Origin of the sequence: Roseobacter sp. MED193, assembly GCF_000152965.1 — a bacterium.
Classification (GTDB): Bacteria; Pseudomonadota; Alphaproteobacteria; order Rhodobacterales; family Rhodobacteraceae; genus Pseudophaeobacter.
The window spans coordinates 2,178,563-2,192,900 of the sequence record NZ_CH902583.1 but is presented as its reverse complement, the minus strand read 5'-3'; the positions used below and the strand labels follow the sequence as shown (position 1 = coordinate 2,192,900).

Genomic DNA, 14,338 nt, shown 5'->3' with positions numbered 1-14,338 from the left:
TATGCCAAAGCGGCGCTCATTGGCGATTTTGCTGGTTGCACCGGGAGCCGCCGCGCCCTAGCTCTAGCGGCGGGACACCCTTCCCCAACGAAGGGCAGATATCTGTAAGGATAGCATCAATGGCTACTCAGCAACCGGCTACGCGGCCGGCCAATCCGCGTTTTTCCTCTGGCCCCTGTGCCAAACCCCCCACTTTTGATGTCACCAAACTCGCCGATGCCGCTCTGGGCCGCTCGCACCGCGCTGCCGTTGGCAAGGACAAGCTGAAGGCCGCGATTGAAGGCACCCGCGAAGTTCTGGGCATCCCCGCTGACTATCGTATTGGCATCGTTCCCGCCTCTGACACAGGTGCGGTTGAAATGGCGCTGTGGTCGCTCTTGGGCGAACGCAAGGTCGAGATGCTGGCCTGGGAAAGCTTTGGCGCTGGTTGGGTCACCGATGTGGTGAAGCAGTTGAAAATCGACGCTGAGGTCAAAACCGCCGATTATGGTCAGATCGTTGACTTGGCCTCGGTCGACTGCACCAACGATGTGGTCTTTACCTGGAACGGCACCACTGCCGGTGTGCGGGTTCCAAATGCGGACTGGATTGCCGCTGACCGCGCCGGTCTGACCATCTGCGACGCCACTTCTGCGGCCTTTGCGATGGATCTACCCTGGGACAAACTGGATGTGACCACCTTCTCCTGGCAAAAGGTATTGGGCGGCGAAGCGGCCCATGGTGTGATCGTGCTGTCCCCCCGCGCTGTTGAGCGCCTTGAGAGCTATACCCCGGCCTGGCCCCTGCCCAAAATCTTCCGCATGACCAAAGGCGGCAAGCTGATCGAGGGTATCTTTACCGGGGCCACGATCAACACGCCTTCGATGTTGGCGGTTGAGGACTACCTTTTTGCTCTGGACTGGGCGCGTTCCGTTGGTGGGCTTGAGGGGCTGATCGCCCGTGCTGACGCCAATGCGCAAGCGGTGTTTGATTTCTGCACCGCCAACCCTTGGATCGCCAATCTGGCCGAGGATGAGGCGACGCGCTCCAATACCTCTGTCTGCCTGAAGTTCACTGATGCGCGCATCCAGGACGGTGCTGCCTTTGCCAAGGCTGTGGCCAAACGTTTGGAAGCGGAAAACATCGCGCTGGACATCGGCGCCTACCGCGACGCGCCTGCGGGTCTGCGGATCTGGTGTGGTGGCACAGTGGAAACCGCTGACATCCAGGCCATGCTGCCCTGGCTTGCCTGGGCCTTTGAGGCCGAGATCGCCGCGCAAGGCTAAATCTCAAGACTGAACTCAGTCGCCCGGCGGAACCGCCGGGTAGCGCTCCCCTAAGCGACACCCTTCAGGCCGTAACTGGCCCCCGCATAAAAGGACCTACAAAAATGGCTCCCAAGGTACTCATCTCCGACAAACTCTCCGAAGCCGCCGTACAGATCTTTCGTGATCGCGGCATCGACGTGGATTTCCAGCCTGATCTGGGCAAAGACAAGGACAAGCTGGCCGAAGTGATTGGTCAGTATGATGGTCTCGCCATCCGTTCCGCCACCAAAGTGACGGAAAAGATCCTCGCCAATGCGACGAATCTTAAGGTCATCGCCCGTGCCGGCATCGGCACCGACAACATCGACAAGGAAGCAGCGTCGAAAAAAGGCGTGATCGTGATGAACACGCCCTTTGGCAATATGATCACAACTGCCGAACACGCGATTGCGATGATGTTTGCCGTGGCGCGTCAGATCCCAGAGGCCTCCACCTCGACCCATGCGGGCAAATGGGAAAAGTCCAAATTCATGGGCACTGAGCTCACCAATAAAACCCTGGGCGTTATCGGTGCCGGCAATATTGGTGGCATCGTTTGCGATCGGGCCCGTGGCCTCAAAATGAAAGTCGTGGCCTATGATCCCTTCCTGGGTCAGGAAAAGGCCGACAAGATGGGCGTTGAAAAGGTCGAGCTGGACGAGCTGCTGGCCCGCGCCGATTTCATCACCCTGCATGTGCCCTTTACCGATGCCACAGCCAATATCCTGAGCCGCGAAAACCTCGCTAAGACCAAGAAAGGCGTGCGTATCATCAACTGTGCCCGTGGTGGTCTGGTGGACGAGGAAGCCCTGGCCGAGGCCCTGCAATCGGGCCATGTGGCCGGTGCCGCCTTTGACGTGTTCTCGGAAGAACCCGCCAAGGAAAACGCGCTGTTCAACCTGCCCAACGTGGTCTGCACGCCGCACCTGGGCGCGGCAACCACTGAGGCACAGGAAAACGTCGCCCTGCAGGTGGCCGAGCAAATGTCGAACTATCTGCTGACCGGTGCCGTTGAAAACGCGCTGAACATGCCAAGCGTCACCGCCGAAGAAGCCAAGGTCATGGGCCCCTGGATCAAGCTGGCCGATCACCTGGGCGCCTTCGTCGGCCAGATGACGGATGAGCCGATCAAGGCGATCAACATCCTCTATGATGGTGTCGCAGCGGAGATGAACCTCGACGCGCTGAACTGCGCTGTTGTGGCCGGCATCATGAAAAAGGTGAACCCGGATGTGAACATGGTTTCTGCCCCTGTGGTGGCCAAGGAACGTGGCATCCAGATCTCCACCACCAACCAGGACAAATCTGGCGCCTTTGATGGCTATATCAAGGTCACGGCCGTCACGGATAAGCGCGAGCGCTCGGTTGGTGGCACTGTGTTCTCTGATGGCAAGCCCCGGTTCATCCAGATCAAAGGCATCAATATCGACGCCGAGGTCGGCGCCCATATGCTTTACACCACCAACAACGACGTGCCCGGCATCATCGGCACCCTGGGTCAAACCATGGGTGAGCATGGCGTCAACATCGCCAACTTTACCCTGGGCCGCGCCGAAGCTGGCGGTGAGGCCATTGCCCTGCTCTATGTAGATGCAGCCGTACCCGCCGAGGCACGCGCCAAACTGGCCGAAACCGATCTGTTCAACCAGATCAAACCACTGCAGTTTGATGTCGCCTGATCTATCGGTGCTGTGCGCTTTCGAAGAGGACCACTTTAGGGTGGTCCTCTTCTTTGTTCCCCTTGCGGTTGCGTGGTGTTTCTGCTGCTATGTTTTTAGCTGCGGATAGCTCCAGTCGGAAAAGGAGGAATTTATGTTTCCCAAGATGTTGGACGACACAGAAAAACGTGAGGCCCGTCTTGGCACGGGCAAGGTTGACGCGTTATTTTTTCAAAGCCGAACGGTGATTGTTGCAGGTGAAATCAACGACAAGCTGGCGCAACGGACGGTGGCGCATCTTTTGGCCCTGGCTGAAGAGAGTGATGACCCGATCAATATCTTCATTTCCTCGCCAGGCGGTCATGTGGAAAGCGGCGATATGGTACATGACGTCATCGGCTTCATTCGGCCAAAGGTTCGGACAATTGGCACCGGTTGGGTCGCCAGTGCCGGGGCGTTGATCTACGTTGGTGCCAAACAGGAAAACCGCTATTGCCTGCCCAACACCCGGTTTTTGTTGCATCAGCCTTCGGGAGGGATTGGCGGTCAGGCCAGTGACATGTTGATACAGGCGGAACAGATCAAAATCATGCGCCAACGCTTTGATCTTCTTTTTGCTGAGGCCACTGGCCAGACCCCGGAAAAAATAGAAGCAGACACAGCGCGTGACTTTTGGCTGACGGCACAAGAAGCGATCGATTACGGGTTGGCGGGCAAAATCATTCACAGCGCAGAAGAATTGGTTTGATTCCTCTCTAGGTCTCACTAGGCGTTAGCTGAGCTTACCAAGTCGAAAAAAGAGTCCTTTGCCCTGGCAATGGGCTCTTTCAAATTGGGCTTCTTTTGACCACTAATGAGGCACGCAAATTTGGAGCCAAATTGATGACCCAACCGATCTACGCCATTGGTGACATTCACGGCCAGCTAGAGATGCTGGAACAGGCGCTTGCGCGGATTGAGGCGGATGGCGGGCCGGAGGCTCGGGTGGTTTTTCTGGGCGATTACGTTGATCGCGGGCCGGACTCGGGCGGGGTGATTGAGCTGTTGTCGAAAGGCCTGGCGGCGGGGCGCAATTGGGTCTGTCTGCTGGGCAATCACGACCGGATGTTCTCCATGTTCATGGAGGACTACCCGCGCAATGACGCGCGCCTGTTGGTGGGCTATCACTGGCTGCATGAGCGCATCGGCGGGATTGAGACGCTGCAATCCTATGGCACTGAAGTGACCGAGAACACCCGGATCTATGAGCTGCATGCCGAGGCGTTAAAGGCGGTGCCCGAGCACCATAGCCGTTTTCTGCAAACACTGCCGGATTACCACCAGGAAGGGGAGTTGCTGTTTGTGCACGCAGGTATTCGCCCTGGTGTGGCGCTGGAGGATCAAAGCCAGGATGATAAGATCTGGATCCGCCAGGAATTCCTGAACGATCAGCGCGCCTATCCCTGGCTGGTGGTACATGGGCACACGCAGATCCCCGCGCCCGAGCACCGCGGCAACCGAATAAACCTCGATTCTGGTGCTGGCTTTGGGCGCGATCTGACGGCAGCGGTGTTTGAAGGTCAGACGTGTTGGACCCTCACTTCGGAGGGGCGCAAGCCTCTTATGCCCACCTGAAAAACGCCGTTGATCAGCGAAACTGAAAATTGTGCGTAATTTGCACATATTCGATAAAGAAATTTTGTGTATACTGAAGGTGTGATCGGCGGTTTGGTCGTGAGTTCCTTTTGGCTAAAGCCGAATAGTATGTGTACCCGCCGATCATCGATTGCGCCTGGTTTGCGGCTATGTGGATTGATTCCAGTTCAGGACCACCTTACCGCTGTTGCCGGATTTCATTGCCGCAAATCCCTCGGCAAAGTCATCAACGCCAAACTGGTGGGTAATGACGGGGCTGACGTCCAGTCCGTTTTGCAGCATGGCAATCATTTTATACCAGGTTTCGAAGATCTCCCGCCCGTAGACGCCCTTGAGGGTCAGCGCTTTGAAGACGATCCGGCTCCAGTCTACTGGAGATTTGCCCGGCGGGATGCCTAGCAGAGCAATGCGCCCGCCCATAACCAGGGCCTCAACCATCTGATCCAGCGCGCGCTGGTTGCCGGACATCTCCAGCCCCACGTCAAAGCCCTGAGACATACCAAGCTCGGCAATGACATCGTTCAGGTCTTCGGTTGCCACATTAACTGGGCGGACATTGGCGACCTGTGCCGCCAGTTCAAGTCGTCCTGAGTTCACATCGGTAATGGCCACATGACGGGCCCCGGCATGGCGGGCTACGGCAGCGGCCATGATGCCAATGGGGCCGGCACCAGTGACCAGAACATCCTCCCCCACCAGATCAAAGCTGAGCGCAGTATGCACCGCATTGCCCAGGGGATCGAGAATGGCGCCGATGTCATCGGGGATGTCATCCGGGAGCGGTACAACATTAAAAGCCGGCAGCGCCAGATACTGGGCAAAGGCCCCCTGTTCGTTGACGCCGATACCGCGGGTTTCGGGATCGAGGTGAAACTTGCCAGCGCGGCTTTGCCGGGAATGATGGCCAATCAAATGCCCCTCGCCCGAGCAGCGCTGGCCGATCTCCAGATCGGTGACATTGCGTCCCAGCTCGACAATCTCGCCGGCAAACTCATGGCCGGTGATCAGCGGCACTGGTACTGTCTTTTGCGCCCAGGCGTCCCAGTTCCAGATATGCACATCGGTGCCGCAGATGCCGGTCTTGTTGATCTTGATCAGCACCTCGTCCGGGCCGATTTCCGGCACCGGGGCCTGCACCATCCACAAGCCCTCTTTGGGATGGGATTTTTCCAGCGCTTTCATCGTGTTTGGTCTGGTCATTTGATGATCCCCAATTCTTTGCCAACTTTGCCAAAGGCCGCCAGCGCGCGGGTGAGTTCCCCCCGTGTCAGGGCGGCGTTCATTTGGGTGCGAATACGCGCCTGACCACGCGGGACCACCGGGAAGAAGAAGCCCGAGACATAGACGCCTTCGTCAAAGAGCCGTGCGGCCATGTCCTGGGCCAGCTGCGCCTCGCCCAGCATCACCGGCACGATGGGGTGCTCTCCGGGCAGCAGGTCAAAACCCAGCTCTTCCAGCCCGGCGCGCCAAAAGCGTGTGTTTTCAAACAGCTGTTGGCGCAGATCGGCGCCTTCTTCGACAAGGCGGATGGCCTCCAGCCCGGCAGCAACGATGGAGGGCGGCAGCGAATTGGAGAACAAATAGGGCCGCGCCCGCTGCCGCAGCAGGTCGATCACTGGCTGCGGCCCGGCGATATAACCGCCGATGGCCCCCCCAAGTGCTTTGCCCAAAGTCCCGGTGAGGATATCCACATCCACCCCAAAATGATCCGGCGTACCGGCGCCATTTGGCCCCATAAAGCCGGTGGCATGGCAATCATCCACCATGACCACGGCGTCATACTTATCCGCCAGGGCGCGGATTTCCGGAAGTTTCGCCAGATAGCCATCCATCGAGAACACTCCGTCGGTGGCAATCATGATATGGCGGGCGCCGTCCTCGCGGGCCTGTTTCAGCCAGGCCTCCAGATCGTTCATATCGCTGTTGAGGTAGCGATAGCGTTTCGCCTTGCACAGGCGCACCCCGTCGATGATCGAGGCGTGGTTGAGACTGTCCGAGATGATCGCATCCTCTGGCCCCAACAGGGGCTCGAACAGCCCGCCATTGGCATCAAAACAGGCCGCAAACAGGATTGCGTCATCCTTGCTCAGAAACTTGGCCAAGCGCTGTTCCAACTCGCGGTGGATGTCTTGCGTACCGCAGATAAAGCGGACCGAGGCCATGCCAAAGCCCTTGTCGTCCATCACACCACGCGCCGCTTTGATCAGATCGGGGTGATCTGCCAGGCCAAGGTAGTTATTGGCACAAAGGTTGATGACCTCGCGGTCGCCAACGGTAATTTCACCCCCTTGTGGGGAGGTGATCATTCGTTCCCGCTTATAAAGGCCATCGGCCTCGATCTGGGTGAGCGTCTCAGAGATGTCGTTCAGAAATGCAGTGCTCATGGCGGGAAACTCCTTATCCGTGGAATCGCATCTATCATAACGGATGAAATTCCCAAATAGGAGATTTCATTATCTCGGAAAAAAATCCGTGAAGGTGGAAAAGTGGTTGGCGTGAGAAACTACGAAGTGCTGGATCCACCTTCACTTGATTTTTCTTGTTTCCTCAGGAGGATGCTGTTTAAAGGTGAGTGCACCGAATATCTTCTCCCAAGGGGTGATTGCGTGGAACCAGTTGAACAATCATATAGTCCACCTCGCGTCTTGGCCCTGTTCTTGGGATTTGGAATCTTTGTGATCTACCAGTGGATTTGGAGGCCTAACCTTTTAGAGCCTTCTATATTGTTGGGAGATCCAGTCGCGCTTCCTGTAGCAATCGGGTTTGCACTGATACTTGGGTACGCTTTGGCCATGGTTTGGTGGCTGATCCGGCAGACAAGAGGGCAGGTTCTAGATGTTTTGCGTCCGACGCGGGGACGCGTTGTTTCGGCAATTTGCCTGGTGCTGATCACGCCCATAGGTGTTGTCAGTTGGCTTCCCTGGATCGTTCTTGGAATGGCCCCGTTTTTATGGGGGAACATAGAGCTTGAATTTGTCTGGATGTTGGGAGTGCTTTGCCTCGTCGTCTATCCCCTGGCGGCAATGATCCAGAGCCAATCTTATCAACGGAGATGGCTACGTTTTGCATTGTTCTCGTTGTATTGCTGGGCGGCCTACGCATTCCACATGCTGTGGCGCGGCATTCTAACGTTTCCCTTTCCGGCCCCCATCCTACCAGCCTGAAGCTTCGACAAAGTTGAACGGGCGATGATACTTGTGCTTGAGAGTGCTACGCGTTCTTCACGATCAGAAACACCCGCGCCGCCCCATTGGGTGCGGTGATCGCATGAGCCACATCGGCAGCGTAGCGGGCGGTGTCGCCTGATTGTAGCCTATCCTTGGCGCTGCCGGAGGTTACCTCGATTTCGCCCTCCAGCACCGTCAGCTGTTCATGCGCGCCGCGGGTATGGGGCTGGCTGGTCAGGGCACCGCCTTTGTCGAACCGGATGTCATAGATCTCGTGGCCGCCGGCCTCTTCTGGCGGTGACAGGATGCGGATGCGGCAGCCCTCGCCGATGTTTTCGATCTTGGGCACATCCACCGCTCGCAGAACCTCGATCCGGTCCTGCAGGTCGCCGGCTTCCAGCAGGCCGGCAAAATCCACCTGCAGCGCGCGGGTGAGGTTCCACAGGGTGGCAATGGTCGGGGAGCTTTCACCGCGTTCGATCTGGCTCACCATCGAGCGGCTGACGCCCGAAAGATTGGCCACGGCTTCAAGGCTGAGGCCCTGGGCGCGGCGGGCCTCTTTCAGCCGGGCGGGCAGCAGTGTCAGGATATCGTCTGGGTTTTCCGTCATAACAGATGTCCTGCGGGTCCTGAGGGGATTTGTCAATGACGGGACGTCCACCGGGTTCGGGGGCAGTGAGGGGCAGACAGGGCGATGCTGCAGCTGCATAATGCGCCAACTGACTCGTGAGGAGAGAGATCATGACTGATATCGTCATTCTGGACGGTGCCCGCACCGCAATTGGTACCTTTGGTGGCGCGCTGGCCAATACTGCCCCTATTGATCTGGCCACAGTTGCCTCGAAGGCGGCGATGGAGCGTTCGGGCGTGGACCCGGAACAGATTGGCCATGTGGTCTTTGGCCATGTGATCAACACCGAGCCGCGTGACATGTATCTGTCCCGCGTGGCGGCGATGCAGGCGGGCGTGCCCAATGGTACCCCGGCGATGAACGTCAACCGTTTGTGTGGGTCCGGTGCCCAGGCGCTGGTGTCGGGCATTCAGTCGCTGATGCTGGGGGATGCGGATTACGCGCTGACCGGCGGTGCCGAGAATATGTCGCGCAGCCCCTTTATCATGCAGCAGCAGCGTTGGGGCGCCAAGATGGGCGATGTCAAATCGCTCGATATGATGCTGGGCGCGCTGAACTGCCCCTTTGGCACCGGCCATATGGGGGTGACGGCAGAGAATGTCGCGGATGAGCACGAGATCACCCGCGAACAGATGGATGAATTTGCCCTCGCCAGCCAAACCCGTGCGGCGGCGGCGATTGAGGCGGGCTATTTCAAAAGCCAGATCACGCCCGTAGAGGTGAAGGTAAAGCGCGACATGGTGGCCTTTGAGGTGGATGAGCACCCCAAGGGTACGTCATTGGAGGCCCTGGCGGGGCTGCGGGCAGTATTCCAGAAGGACGGCCGCGTCACTGCGGGCAATGCCTCTGGCATCAATGATGGCGCGGCGGCCCTGGTCATGGCGCGGGCAGAGGCAGCTGAAAAGGCCGGTCTGAAGCCCAAGGCGCGGGTTTTGGGCTATGCCCATGCCGGTGTGCGCCCTGAGGTCATGGGCATCGGCCCGGTGCCAGCGGTGCAGAACCTGCTGGCCAAGACCGGGCTGAAGGCGAGCGATTTTGATGTGATTGAAAGCAACGAGGCCTTTGCCTCGCAGGCGCTGGCGGTGAACAAGGAGCTGGGGCTGGACCCGGCCAAGGTGAACCCCAACGGCGGCGCAATTGCCCTGGGGCATCCAGTAGGTGCGACAGGGGCGATCATCACGCTGAAGGCGCTGTATGAGCTGGAGCGGACCGGTGGCTCTAAGGCCCTTATCACTATGTGTATCGGTGGTGGGCAGGGGATTGCCCTGGCGATTGAACGTCTTTGAAGCCTTAAAGAGCGGAGGGGCTACGCCCCGCCGGTTTGAAGGTGCGGGGCTTTGCCCCTCTGGCCCGTCTGGGCCATTCACCCCAGAATATTTAGGGAAAGATGATACGGGGGGCCGGTGTTCGACGGCCCCCTTTTGTGCCTGTCAGAAGATCTGGACCAACAGGAATGTTGCCAGGGCTCCGGCCAACGCGCCGAACAGGGTGGCGCGTTTCCACGATCTTTTGCTGTGATCTGAGGCGGGCTCCTGGCTTTGAGCGATGAGCGCCTGTTCCATCAGCGCGGGCAGGCGCGGGCCAAAGCGGGCCAGGACCTTGGCGGTTTTCATCAGATCCGAGGCTATGGCGCGGGGGCCAATGCTTTTCTTAATGTAGTCCTCAACCACAGGCTGGGCCACTTCCCAGATGTTGATATGGGGATCCAACGAGCGGGCGACGCCTTCGACCACCACCATGGTGCGTTGCAGAAGGATTAGCTCGGTGCGGGTTTCCATGCCGAAGCGTTCGGTGACCTCGAACAGATAGTTCAATAGGTTGCCCATGGAAATATGGCTGGCGTCCATGCCAAAGATAGGCTCGCCCACGGCCCGGATCGCCCTGGCGAATTCATCAACGTCGCGATCTGCGGGCACATAGCCGGCCTCAAAATGCACTTCGGCGACGCGTTTGTAATCGCGCTTGATAAAGCCAAAGAGGATCTCGGCGTAGACCCGGCGGGTGTATTCGTCGATATGGCCCATGATGCCAAAGTCATAGGCGATGATATCGCCATTGGCGGCCACCTTGAGGTTGCCTTGGTGCATATCTGCGTGAAAATAGCCGTCGCGCAGTGCATGGCGTAGAAAGAGCGAGAGCACGCGCTTGCCCAGCGCAGACCGGTCCTGGCCTGCCGCATCCAGGGCCGCGTTGTCACCAAGCGCAATGCCGTCGGCCCAGTCCAGGGTCATGACCCGGCGGGCTGAGGCTTCCCAACGGATACGGGGCAGTTGAAAACCCTCATCCTCGCTGGTGTTAGCGGCGAATTCCGAGGCGGCTGAGCTTTCTAGGCGGAGGTCCAATTCGCCCTGTACCACGCCGTCGAAATGTTCGATCACCTGCATGGGGCGCAGGCGGCGCGCACCAGGTGCAAAGATATCGACGATTCTGGCGGCAAAGTAGAAGGCGTCCACGTCTTTGTTGAAGGCGCGTTCGATGCCGGGGCGCAGAACTTTTACAGCGACATCTTCGCCGGTTTCGGTCAGCCGTGCCCTATGCACCTGGGCGATGGAGGCGGCGGCGATGGGTTCGCTGAACTCCGAGAAGACCTCTGCCAGCGGACGGCCCAACTCGCGCTCCACCTCAGCCATGGCCTCAGCCCTGGAGAAGGGCGGCAGCTGATCCTGCAACACCCGCAATTGCTGTGCCATATCTTCGCCAACCACATCGGGGCGAGTCGAGAGCACCTGTCCGAACTTGATATAGGCGGGCCCCAGCGCCGTCAGGGCGCGGGTGGCAGGGGGCATTTGAGGATCGCCCTTGTAGCCCAGCCACTGAAAAGGCCAGCCGAGCGTATAGGCCAGCACCCGCAGGGGGGCGGGCGCGTCAAAAGCATCCAATACCACATCCATGGCGCCGGTACGTACCATTGTGGCACCAGTGCGGATCAGGCGGATGATATTATGGGGGCCACGCATGGTTTAGATCTTCCAGCCAGAATGCAGCGCTGCGATACCCATGGAGAGGTTGCGGTACTTGGCATTGGCAAAGCCCGCGGTTTTCACCATCTCTAGGAAGGTGTCCTGATCAGGGAAGTTGCGGATTGATTCCACCAAATACTGGTAGCTGTCGTAGTCATTGGCAATGAGTTTGCCCATGCGCGGTATGACGTTGAAACTATAGAGGTCGTAGAGCTTTTGCATGCCGTCATTGGGCAGCTGCGAGAACTCCAGCACCATCAGGCGACCACCGGGTTTCAGCACGCGGTAGGCTTCATTGAGGGCTTCCTGCGGGCGGGTGACGTTTCGAATGCCAAAGGAGATGGTGTAGACGTCGAACGTATTGTCCTTGAAGGGCAGGGCCATGGCGTCGCCGGTGACCCAATCCAGGCTCTCGGCCATCTGCTCAGCCTCGGCCCGCTTGCGCCCTTCCTCCAGCATTGGCGTGGTGAGATCCAGCACGGTGGAATGGCCGTGGCCGGCGCGTTTGAGGAAGCGAAAGGAGATATCACCGGTCCCACCGGCCACATCCAGCAGCCGCTGGCCGGGGCGGGGTGCCAGCCAATCCATCATGGCGTCTTTCCAAACCCGGTGGATGCCCATGCTCATCACGTCGTTCATGATGTCATATTTGGAGGCCACGGAATTGAACACGCCCTGAACCCGGCCTGCTTTTTCATGCTCGGGGACGGTTTCAAAGCCAAAATGGGTGGTGCTGTCTGATCTGTCTGCCATGGGGACTTGCCTCTGCCGATACCGCCCCCTCTTATAGAGACCAAACCCGGGAACACAATTGGGCGAATAGGTAGCAGGGGGCGGGGATGCAAGGTGCCTTTTGGAAAGACAGGTTTTGGCGACGTTTTCTTTGGGGGAGCGTGCTTTTTAGCCTTAGCTTCTGGGGAGTAGCTAATCTGGATGGTGCTCCGGGGTATGCGGCTATTTTGCCGATGGTTGTTGGGTTGATCGCAGCGATGTCAGGGCTGTTCTGGGTCGGATCTGAGCGTCGAGTAGAACAGCCAGATGGGGCAATCGAATCCAGGTTTCCCATTGGGCATATGCTGTGTGGTTGCCTCCTCGCGATCGGCGGAGGGGCCATAGCACTTTATTGCCTGTTTGGGGGACCTGCAGAGGATCCAGTCATTTTTCGGATCCTAGGCGCAATACCTGGGTTTGGTGTCTTTGTTTTGGGCTGTGCCGCGGGGGTGCATTGCTTTCCCTATCGCGTTTTTATGAAAGCGGGCGAACTCTGGTCCTCGGAAGGCCTAAGGCCAAGCCTGCGAAAAGGCCCGTATAAGCTTGAGGATATCAGCAAGCGACAGATTGATCTGAATTCTCACATGACGGGCACACAGCCGATTTTAGCCGCTGCTGCATCTTTCTACCCTCATGACTATGCTTACGATGATTGCTTGGTTAGGAAAGTGAATGTCTGATTTGCCCGCAACTGGGAACGCGATGGGGCGAATGTGTAGCAGGGAGCGGGGATGAAGCCGTTGATAAGACCCGCACTTGTGCTAACCTTTTCCACCGTATGGGCGGTGGCGATTTTCTATTTGAAGATAAATGGTTGGGTATCAAAAATTCCTGACCTGGTGGTCGTATTGCTTGCCGCGGGACCACTAAGCATTGCGTGTTTGAAATTTGTTTTTGCTGCCATGGATAGCGGGCGCACTCATGGGATACTTCTGAAGGATGGTCGGCATTGTGCACGAATCAATGTCGGTGCGAGGATAGTATTGGTGTTCTTCGTTTTGCCTTTGGGAACGGTCATGTTTAAGTTTTCTTTTGAAATAGTTGCAGCGGGGGCTGGGGTCGCCACGGCCCTATTTGCGGTGTTTGTCGCTGCCATAGGGCTGATCATGATTTATGAAGTGGTCTACTGGTTGTTCACTAAACTACGTTGGAACGAAGAGGCCATAGAAGGGCCAGATTTCTGGGGACGTCAAAAACTTCACCTTTGGAGTGACCTAAGAAAAATCGAGCAAGAGGCCTATCAGGACAAACTACACTTCACTGGTTCGGGTGTTGCGCGCGTCTCGAAATACAGTGCTGGTCATAGCGATATCTTGGAAATTGCAGAGAGCAAGCTGAACAATGCCTGAACTGCCCGAGGTTGAGACCGTGATGCGGGGATTGCAGCCCTCAATGGAGGGGGTGGTGATTGCACAGGCTCATGTGAACCGGCCAGATCTGCGCTGGCCTTTTCCAGAGCGCATGGCCGAGCGGCTGACCGGCGCGCGGGTCGTGGCGCTGCGGCGGCGGTCGAAATACATCCTGGCAGAGCTGGATCGGGGCGAGACCCTGCTGGTGCACCTGGGCATGTCGGGGCGGATGACGGTGTCGGGCGATCCTCTGGGGCAGTTTGTGCACGACCATCCACAGGCAGAGAAACATGACCATGTGGTTTTTGACATGGAGAACGGCGCGCGAGTGACGTTCAATGATCCGCGCCGCTTTGGCGCCATGGATTTGATTGAAACAGCGGGACTGGCGGAGCACAAACTCCTGAAGGTGCTCGGGCCAGAACCCTTAGGCAATGACTTTCATGAGGACCACCTGATTGCCGCCTTCAAAGGCAAGAACACACCGGTGAAATCGGCACTTCTGGATCAGGGAATCATAGCTGGTCTGGGCAACATCTATGTCTGTGAGGCGCTTTTTCGTGCTCAAATTTTGCCCACACGCAAAGCGGGGCAACTCTCGGCTCGTCGCGTTGCCAGCCTGGTTCCGATCATTCGCCAGGTTCTGGAAGACGCCATCAAAGCGGGGGGATCTTCGCTAAAAGATTTCCGCCAAGCCAATGGCGAACTTGGATATTTTCAACACAGCTTTGACGTATATGGCCGCGAGGCAGAGGCCTGTCGGCGACAGGGGTGTGGTGGGACTATTGCCAGAATCACCCAGTCAGGGCGATCCTCTTTCTACTGTGGCAAGTGTCAAAGATAGCTTGAATGCGATGTTTGTCGTGGTAATGACTCGGTTC

14 protein-coding genes are annotated in these 14,338 nt (G+C 57.9%); 9 read left to right on the top strand and 5 right to left on the bottom strand.

Translation table 11 applies throughout. The features are described 5' to 3' along the window. The first annotated feature begins 119 nt into the window (after positions 1–119). From MED193_RS12890 to MED193_RS12875, 4 genes are all read left to right on the top strand, one after another. Entirely contained in the window at positions 120–1,265 is a 1,146-nt protein-coding gene (locus MED193_RS12890) for a phosphoserine transaminase (RefSeq protein WP_009810171.1), read from the top strand. A gap of 104 nt (positions 1,266–1,369) precedes the next feature. Next, complete coding sequence (gene serA, locus MED193_RS12885; protein ID WP_009810170.1) at positions 1,370–2,965, top strand: phosphoglycerate dehydrogenase; 1,596 nt, start codon at positions 1,370–1,372, stop codon at positions 2,963–2,965. Positions 2,966–3,098: 133 nt separating this feature from the next. Further along, positions 3,099–3,692: an ATP-dependent Clp protease proteolytic subunit gene (locus MED193_RS12880; RefSeq protein WP_009810169.1), complete on the top strand. Its 594-nt coding sequence runs from the start codon at positions 3,099–3,101 to the stop codon at positions 3,690–3,692. 134 nt (positions 3,693–3,826) lie between these two features. Then, complete coding sequence (locus MED193_RS12875; protein ID WP_039966171.1) at positions 3,827–4,558, top strand: metallophosphoesterase family protein; 732 nt, start codon at positions 3,827–3,829, stop codon at positions 4,556–4,558. A 168-nt stretch (positions 4,559–4,726) separates the two neighbouring features. Here MED193_RS12875 and tdh read toward each other — a convergent pair whose 3' ends face one another. Both tdh and MED193_RS12865 read right to left on the bottom strand, forming a co-directional pair. Next, positions 4,727–5,779, bottom strand: a complete 1,053-nt coding sequence (gene tdh / locus MED193_RS12870) for an L-threonine 3-dehydrogenase (protein WP_009810167.1) — start codon at positions 5,777–5,779, stop codon at positions 4,727–4,729. Continuing rightward, on the bottom strand, positions 5,776–6,963 hold the full coding sequence (locus MED193_RS12865; protein ID WP_009810166.1) for a glycine C-acetyltransferase: 1,188 nt from the start codon (positions 6,961–6,963) through the stop codon (positions 5,776–5,778). Before MED193_RS12865 ends, tdh begins: the two co-directional genes overlap by 4 nt. Positions 6,964–7,185: 222 nt before the next feature. On the opposite strand from MED193_RS12865, the gene MED193_RS23160 reads away from it, so the two are divergent. After that, positions 7,186–7,743, top strand: a complete 558-nt coding sequence (locus MED193_RS23160) for a hypothetical protein (protein ID WP_157041355.1) — start codon at positions 7,186–7,188, stop codon at positions 7,741–7,743. A gap of 46 nt (positions 7,744–7,789) precedes the next feature. On the opposite strand, the gene MED193_RS12855 is transcribed toward MED193_RS23160, so the two are convergent. After that, positions 7,790–8,356, bottom strand: a complete 567-nt coding sequence (locus tag MED193_RS12855; RefSeq protein ID WP_009810164.1) for a helix-turn-helix domain-containing protein — start codon at positions 8,354–8,356, stop codon at positions 7,790–7,792. A gap of 131 nt (positions 8,357–8,487) precedes the next feature. Here MED193_RS12855 and MED193_RS12850 point away from each other — a divergent pair, with 131 nt between their 5' ends. Then, positions 8,488–9,663: an acetyl-CoA C-acyltransferase family protein gene (locus tag MED193_RS12850; protein ID WP_009810163.1), complete on the top strand. Its 1,176-nt coding sequence runs from the start codon at positions 8,488–8,490 to the stop codon at positions 9,661–9,663. A 144-nt stretch (positions 9,664–9,807) separates the two neighbouring features. Here MED193_RS12850 and ubiB read toward each other — a convergent pair whose 3' ends face one another. Both ubiB and ubiE read right to left on the bottom strand, forming a co-directional pair. Continuing rightward, entirely contained in the window at positions 9,808–11,334 is a 1,527-nt protein-coding gene (gene ubiB / locus MED193_RS12845) for a 2-polyprenylphenol 6-hydroxylase (RefSeq protein ID WP_009810162.1), read from the bottom strand. 3 nt (positions 11,335–11,337) lie between these two features. Beyond that, the gene (gene ubiE, locus MED193_RS12840; RefSeq protein WP_009810161.1) at positions 11,338–12,090 is read right to left on the bottom strand and encodes a bifunctional demethylmenaquinone methyltransferase/2-methoxy-6-polyprenyl-1,4-benzoquinol methylase UbiE; all 753 of its coding nucleotides are present in this window, start codon (positions 12,088–12,090) and stop codon (positions 11,338–11,340) included. A gap of 86 nt (positions 12,091–12,176) precedes the next feature. On the opposite strand from ubiE, the gene MED193_RS12835 reads away from it, so the two are divergent. The 3 genes from MED193_RS12835 to mutM are packed head-to-tail and all read left to right on the top strand — an operon-like array spanning position 12,177 to position 14,301. Beyond that, positions 12,177–12,788 carry a hypothetical protein gene (locus tag MED193_RS12835; protein ID WP_009810160.1) on the top strand — a complete coding sequence of 204 codons (612 nt, stop codon included), beginning with the start codon at positions 12,177–12,179 and terminating at the stop codon, positions 12,786–12,788. 51 nt (positions 12,789–12,839) lie between these two features. Further along, positions 12,840–13,457 carry a hypothetical protein gene (locus tag MED193_RS12830; RefSeq protein ID WP_009810159.1) on the top strand — a complete coding sequence of 206 codons (618 nt, stop codon included), beginning with the start codon at positions 12,840–12,842 and terminating at the stop codon, positions 13,455–13,457. After that, on the top strand, positions 13,450–14,301 hold the full coding sequence (gene mutM / locus MED193_RS12825; protein WP_009810158.1) for a bifunctional DNA-formamidopyrimidine glycosylase/DNA-(apurinic or apyrimidinic site) lyase: 852 nt from the start codon (positions 13,450–13,452) through the stop codon (positions 14,299–14,301). The genes MED193_RS12830 and mutM overlap by 8 nt, the downstream gene beginning before the upstream one ends. Positions 14,302–14,338 lie beyond the last annotated feature (37 nt).

What these genes read in the sequence shown, in the direction of transcription:
- MED193_RS12890 (WP_009810171.1), top strand. Translation starts at nt 120, where the DNA reads ATGGCTACTCAGCAACCGGCTACGCGGCCGGCCAATCCGCGTTTTTCC.
- serA (WP_009810170.1), top strand. Translation starts at nt 1,370, where the DNA reads ATGGCTCCCAAGGTACTCATCTCCGACAAACTCTCCGAAGCCGCCGTA.
- MED193_RS12880 (WP_009810169.1), top strand. Translation starts at nt 3,099, where the DNA reads ATGTTTCCCAAGATGTTGGACGACACAGAAAAACGTGAGGCCCGTCTT.
- MED193_RS12875 (WP_039966171.1), top strand. Translation starts at nt 3,827, where the DNA reads ATGACCCAACCGATCTACGCCATTGGTGACATTCACGGCCAGCTAGAG.
- tdh (WP_009810167.1), bottom strand. Translation starts at nt 5,779, where the DNA reads ATGACCAGACCAAACACGATGAAAGCGCTGGAAAAATCCCATCCCAAA.
- MED193_RS12865 (WP_009810166.1), bottom strand. Translation starts at nt 6,963, where the DNA reads ATGAGCACTGCATTTCTGAACGACATCTCTGAGACGCTCACCCAGATC.
- MED193_RS12855 (WP_009810164.1), bottom strand. Translation starts at nt 8,356, where the DNA reads ATGACGGAAAACCCAGACGATATCCTGACACTGCTGCCCGCCCGGCTG.
- MED193_RS12850 (WP_009810163.1), top strand. Translation starts at nt 8,488, where the DNA reads ATGACTGATATCGTCATTCTGGACGGTGCCCGCACCGCAATTGGTACC.
- ubiB (WP_009810162.1), bottom strand. Translation starts at nt 11,334, where the DNA reads ATGCGTGGCCCCCATAATATCATCCGCCTGATCCGCACTGGTGCCACA.
- ubiE (WP_009810161.1), bottom strand. Translation starts at nt 12,090, where the DNA reads ATGGCAGACAGATCAGACAGCACCACCCATTTTGGCTTTGAAACCGTC.
- MED193_RS12835 (WP_009810160.1), top strand. Translation starts at nt 12,177, where the DNA reads ATGCAAGGTGCCTTTTGGAAAGACAGGTTTTGGCGACGTTTTCTTTGG.
- MED193_RS12830 (WP_009810159.1), top strand. Translation starts at nt 12,840, where the DNA reads ATGAAGCCGTTGATAAGACCCGCACTTGTGCTAACCTTTTCCACCGTA.
- mutM (WP_009810158.1), top strand. Translation starts at nt 13,450, where the DNA reads ATGCCTGAACTGCCCGAGGTTGAGACCGTGATGCGGGGATTGCAGCCC.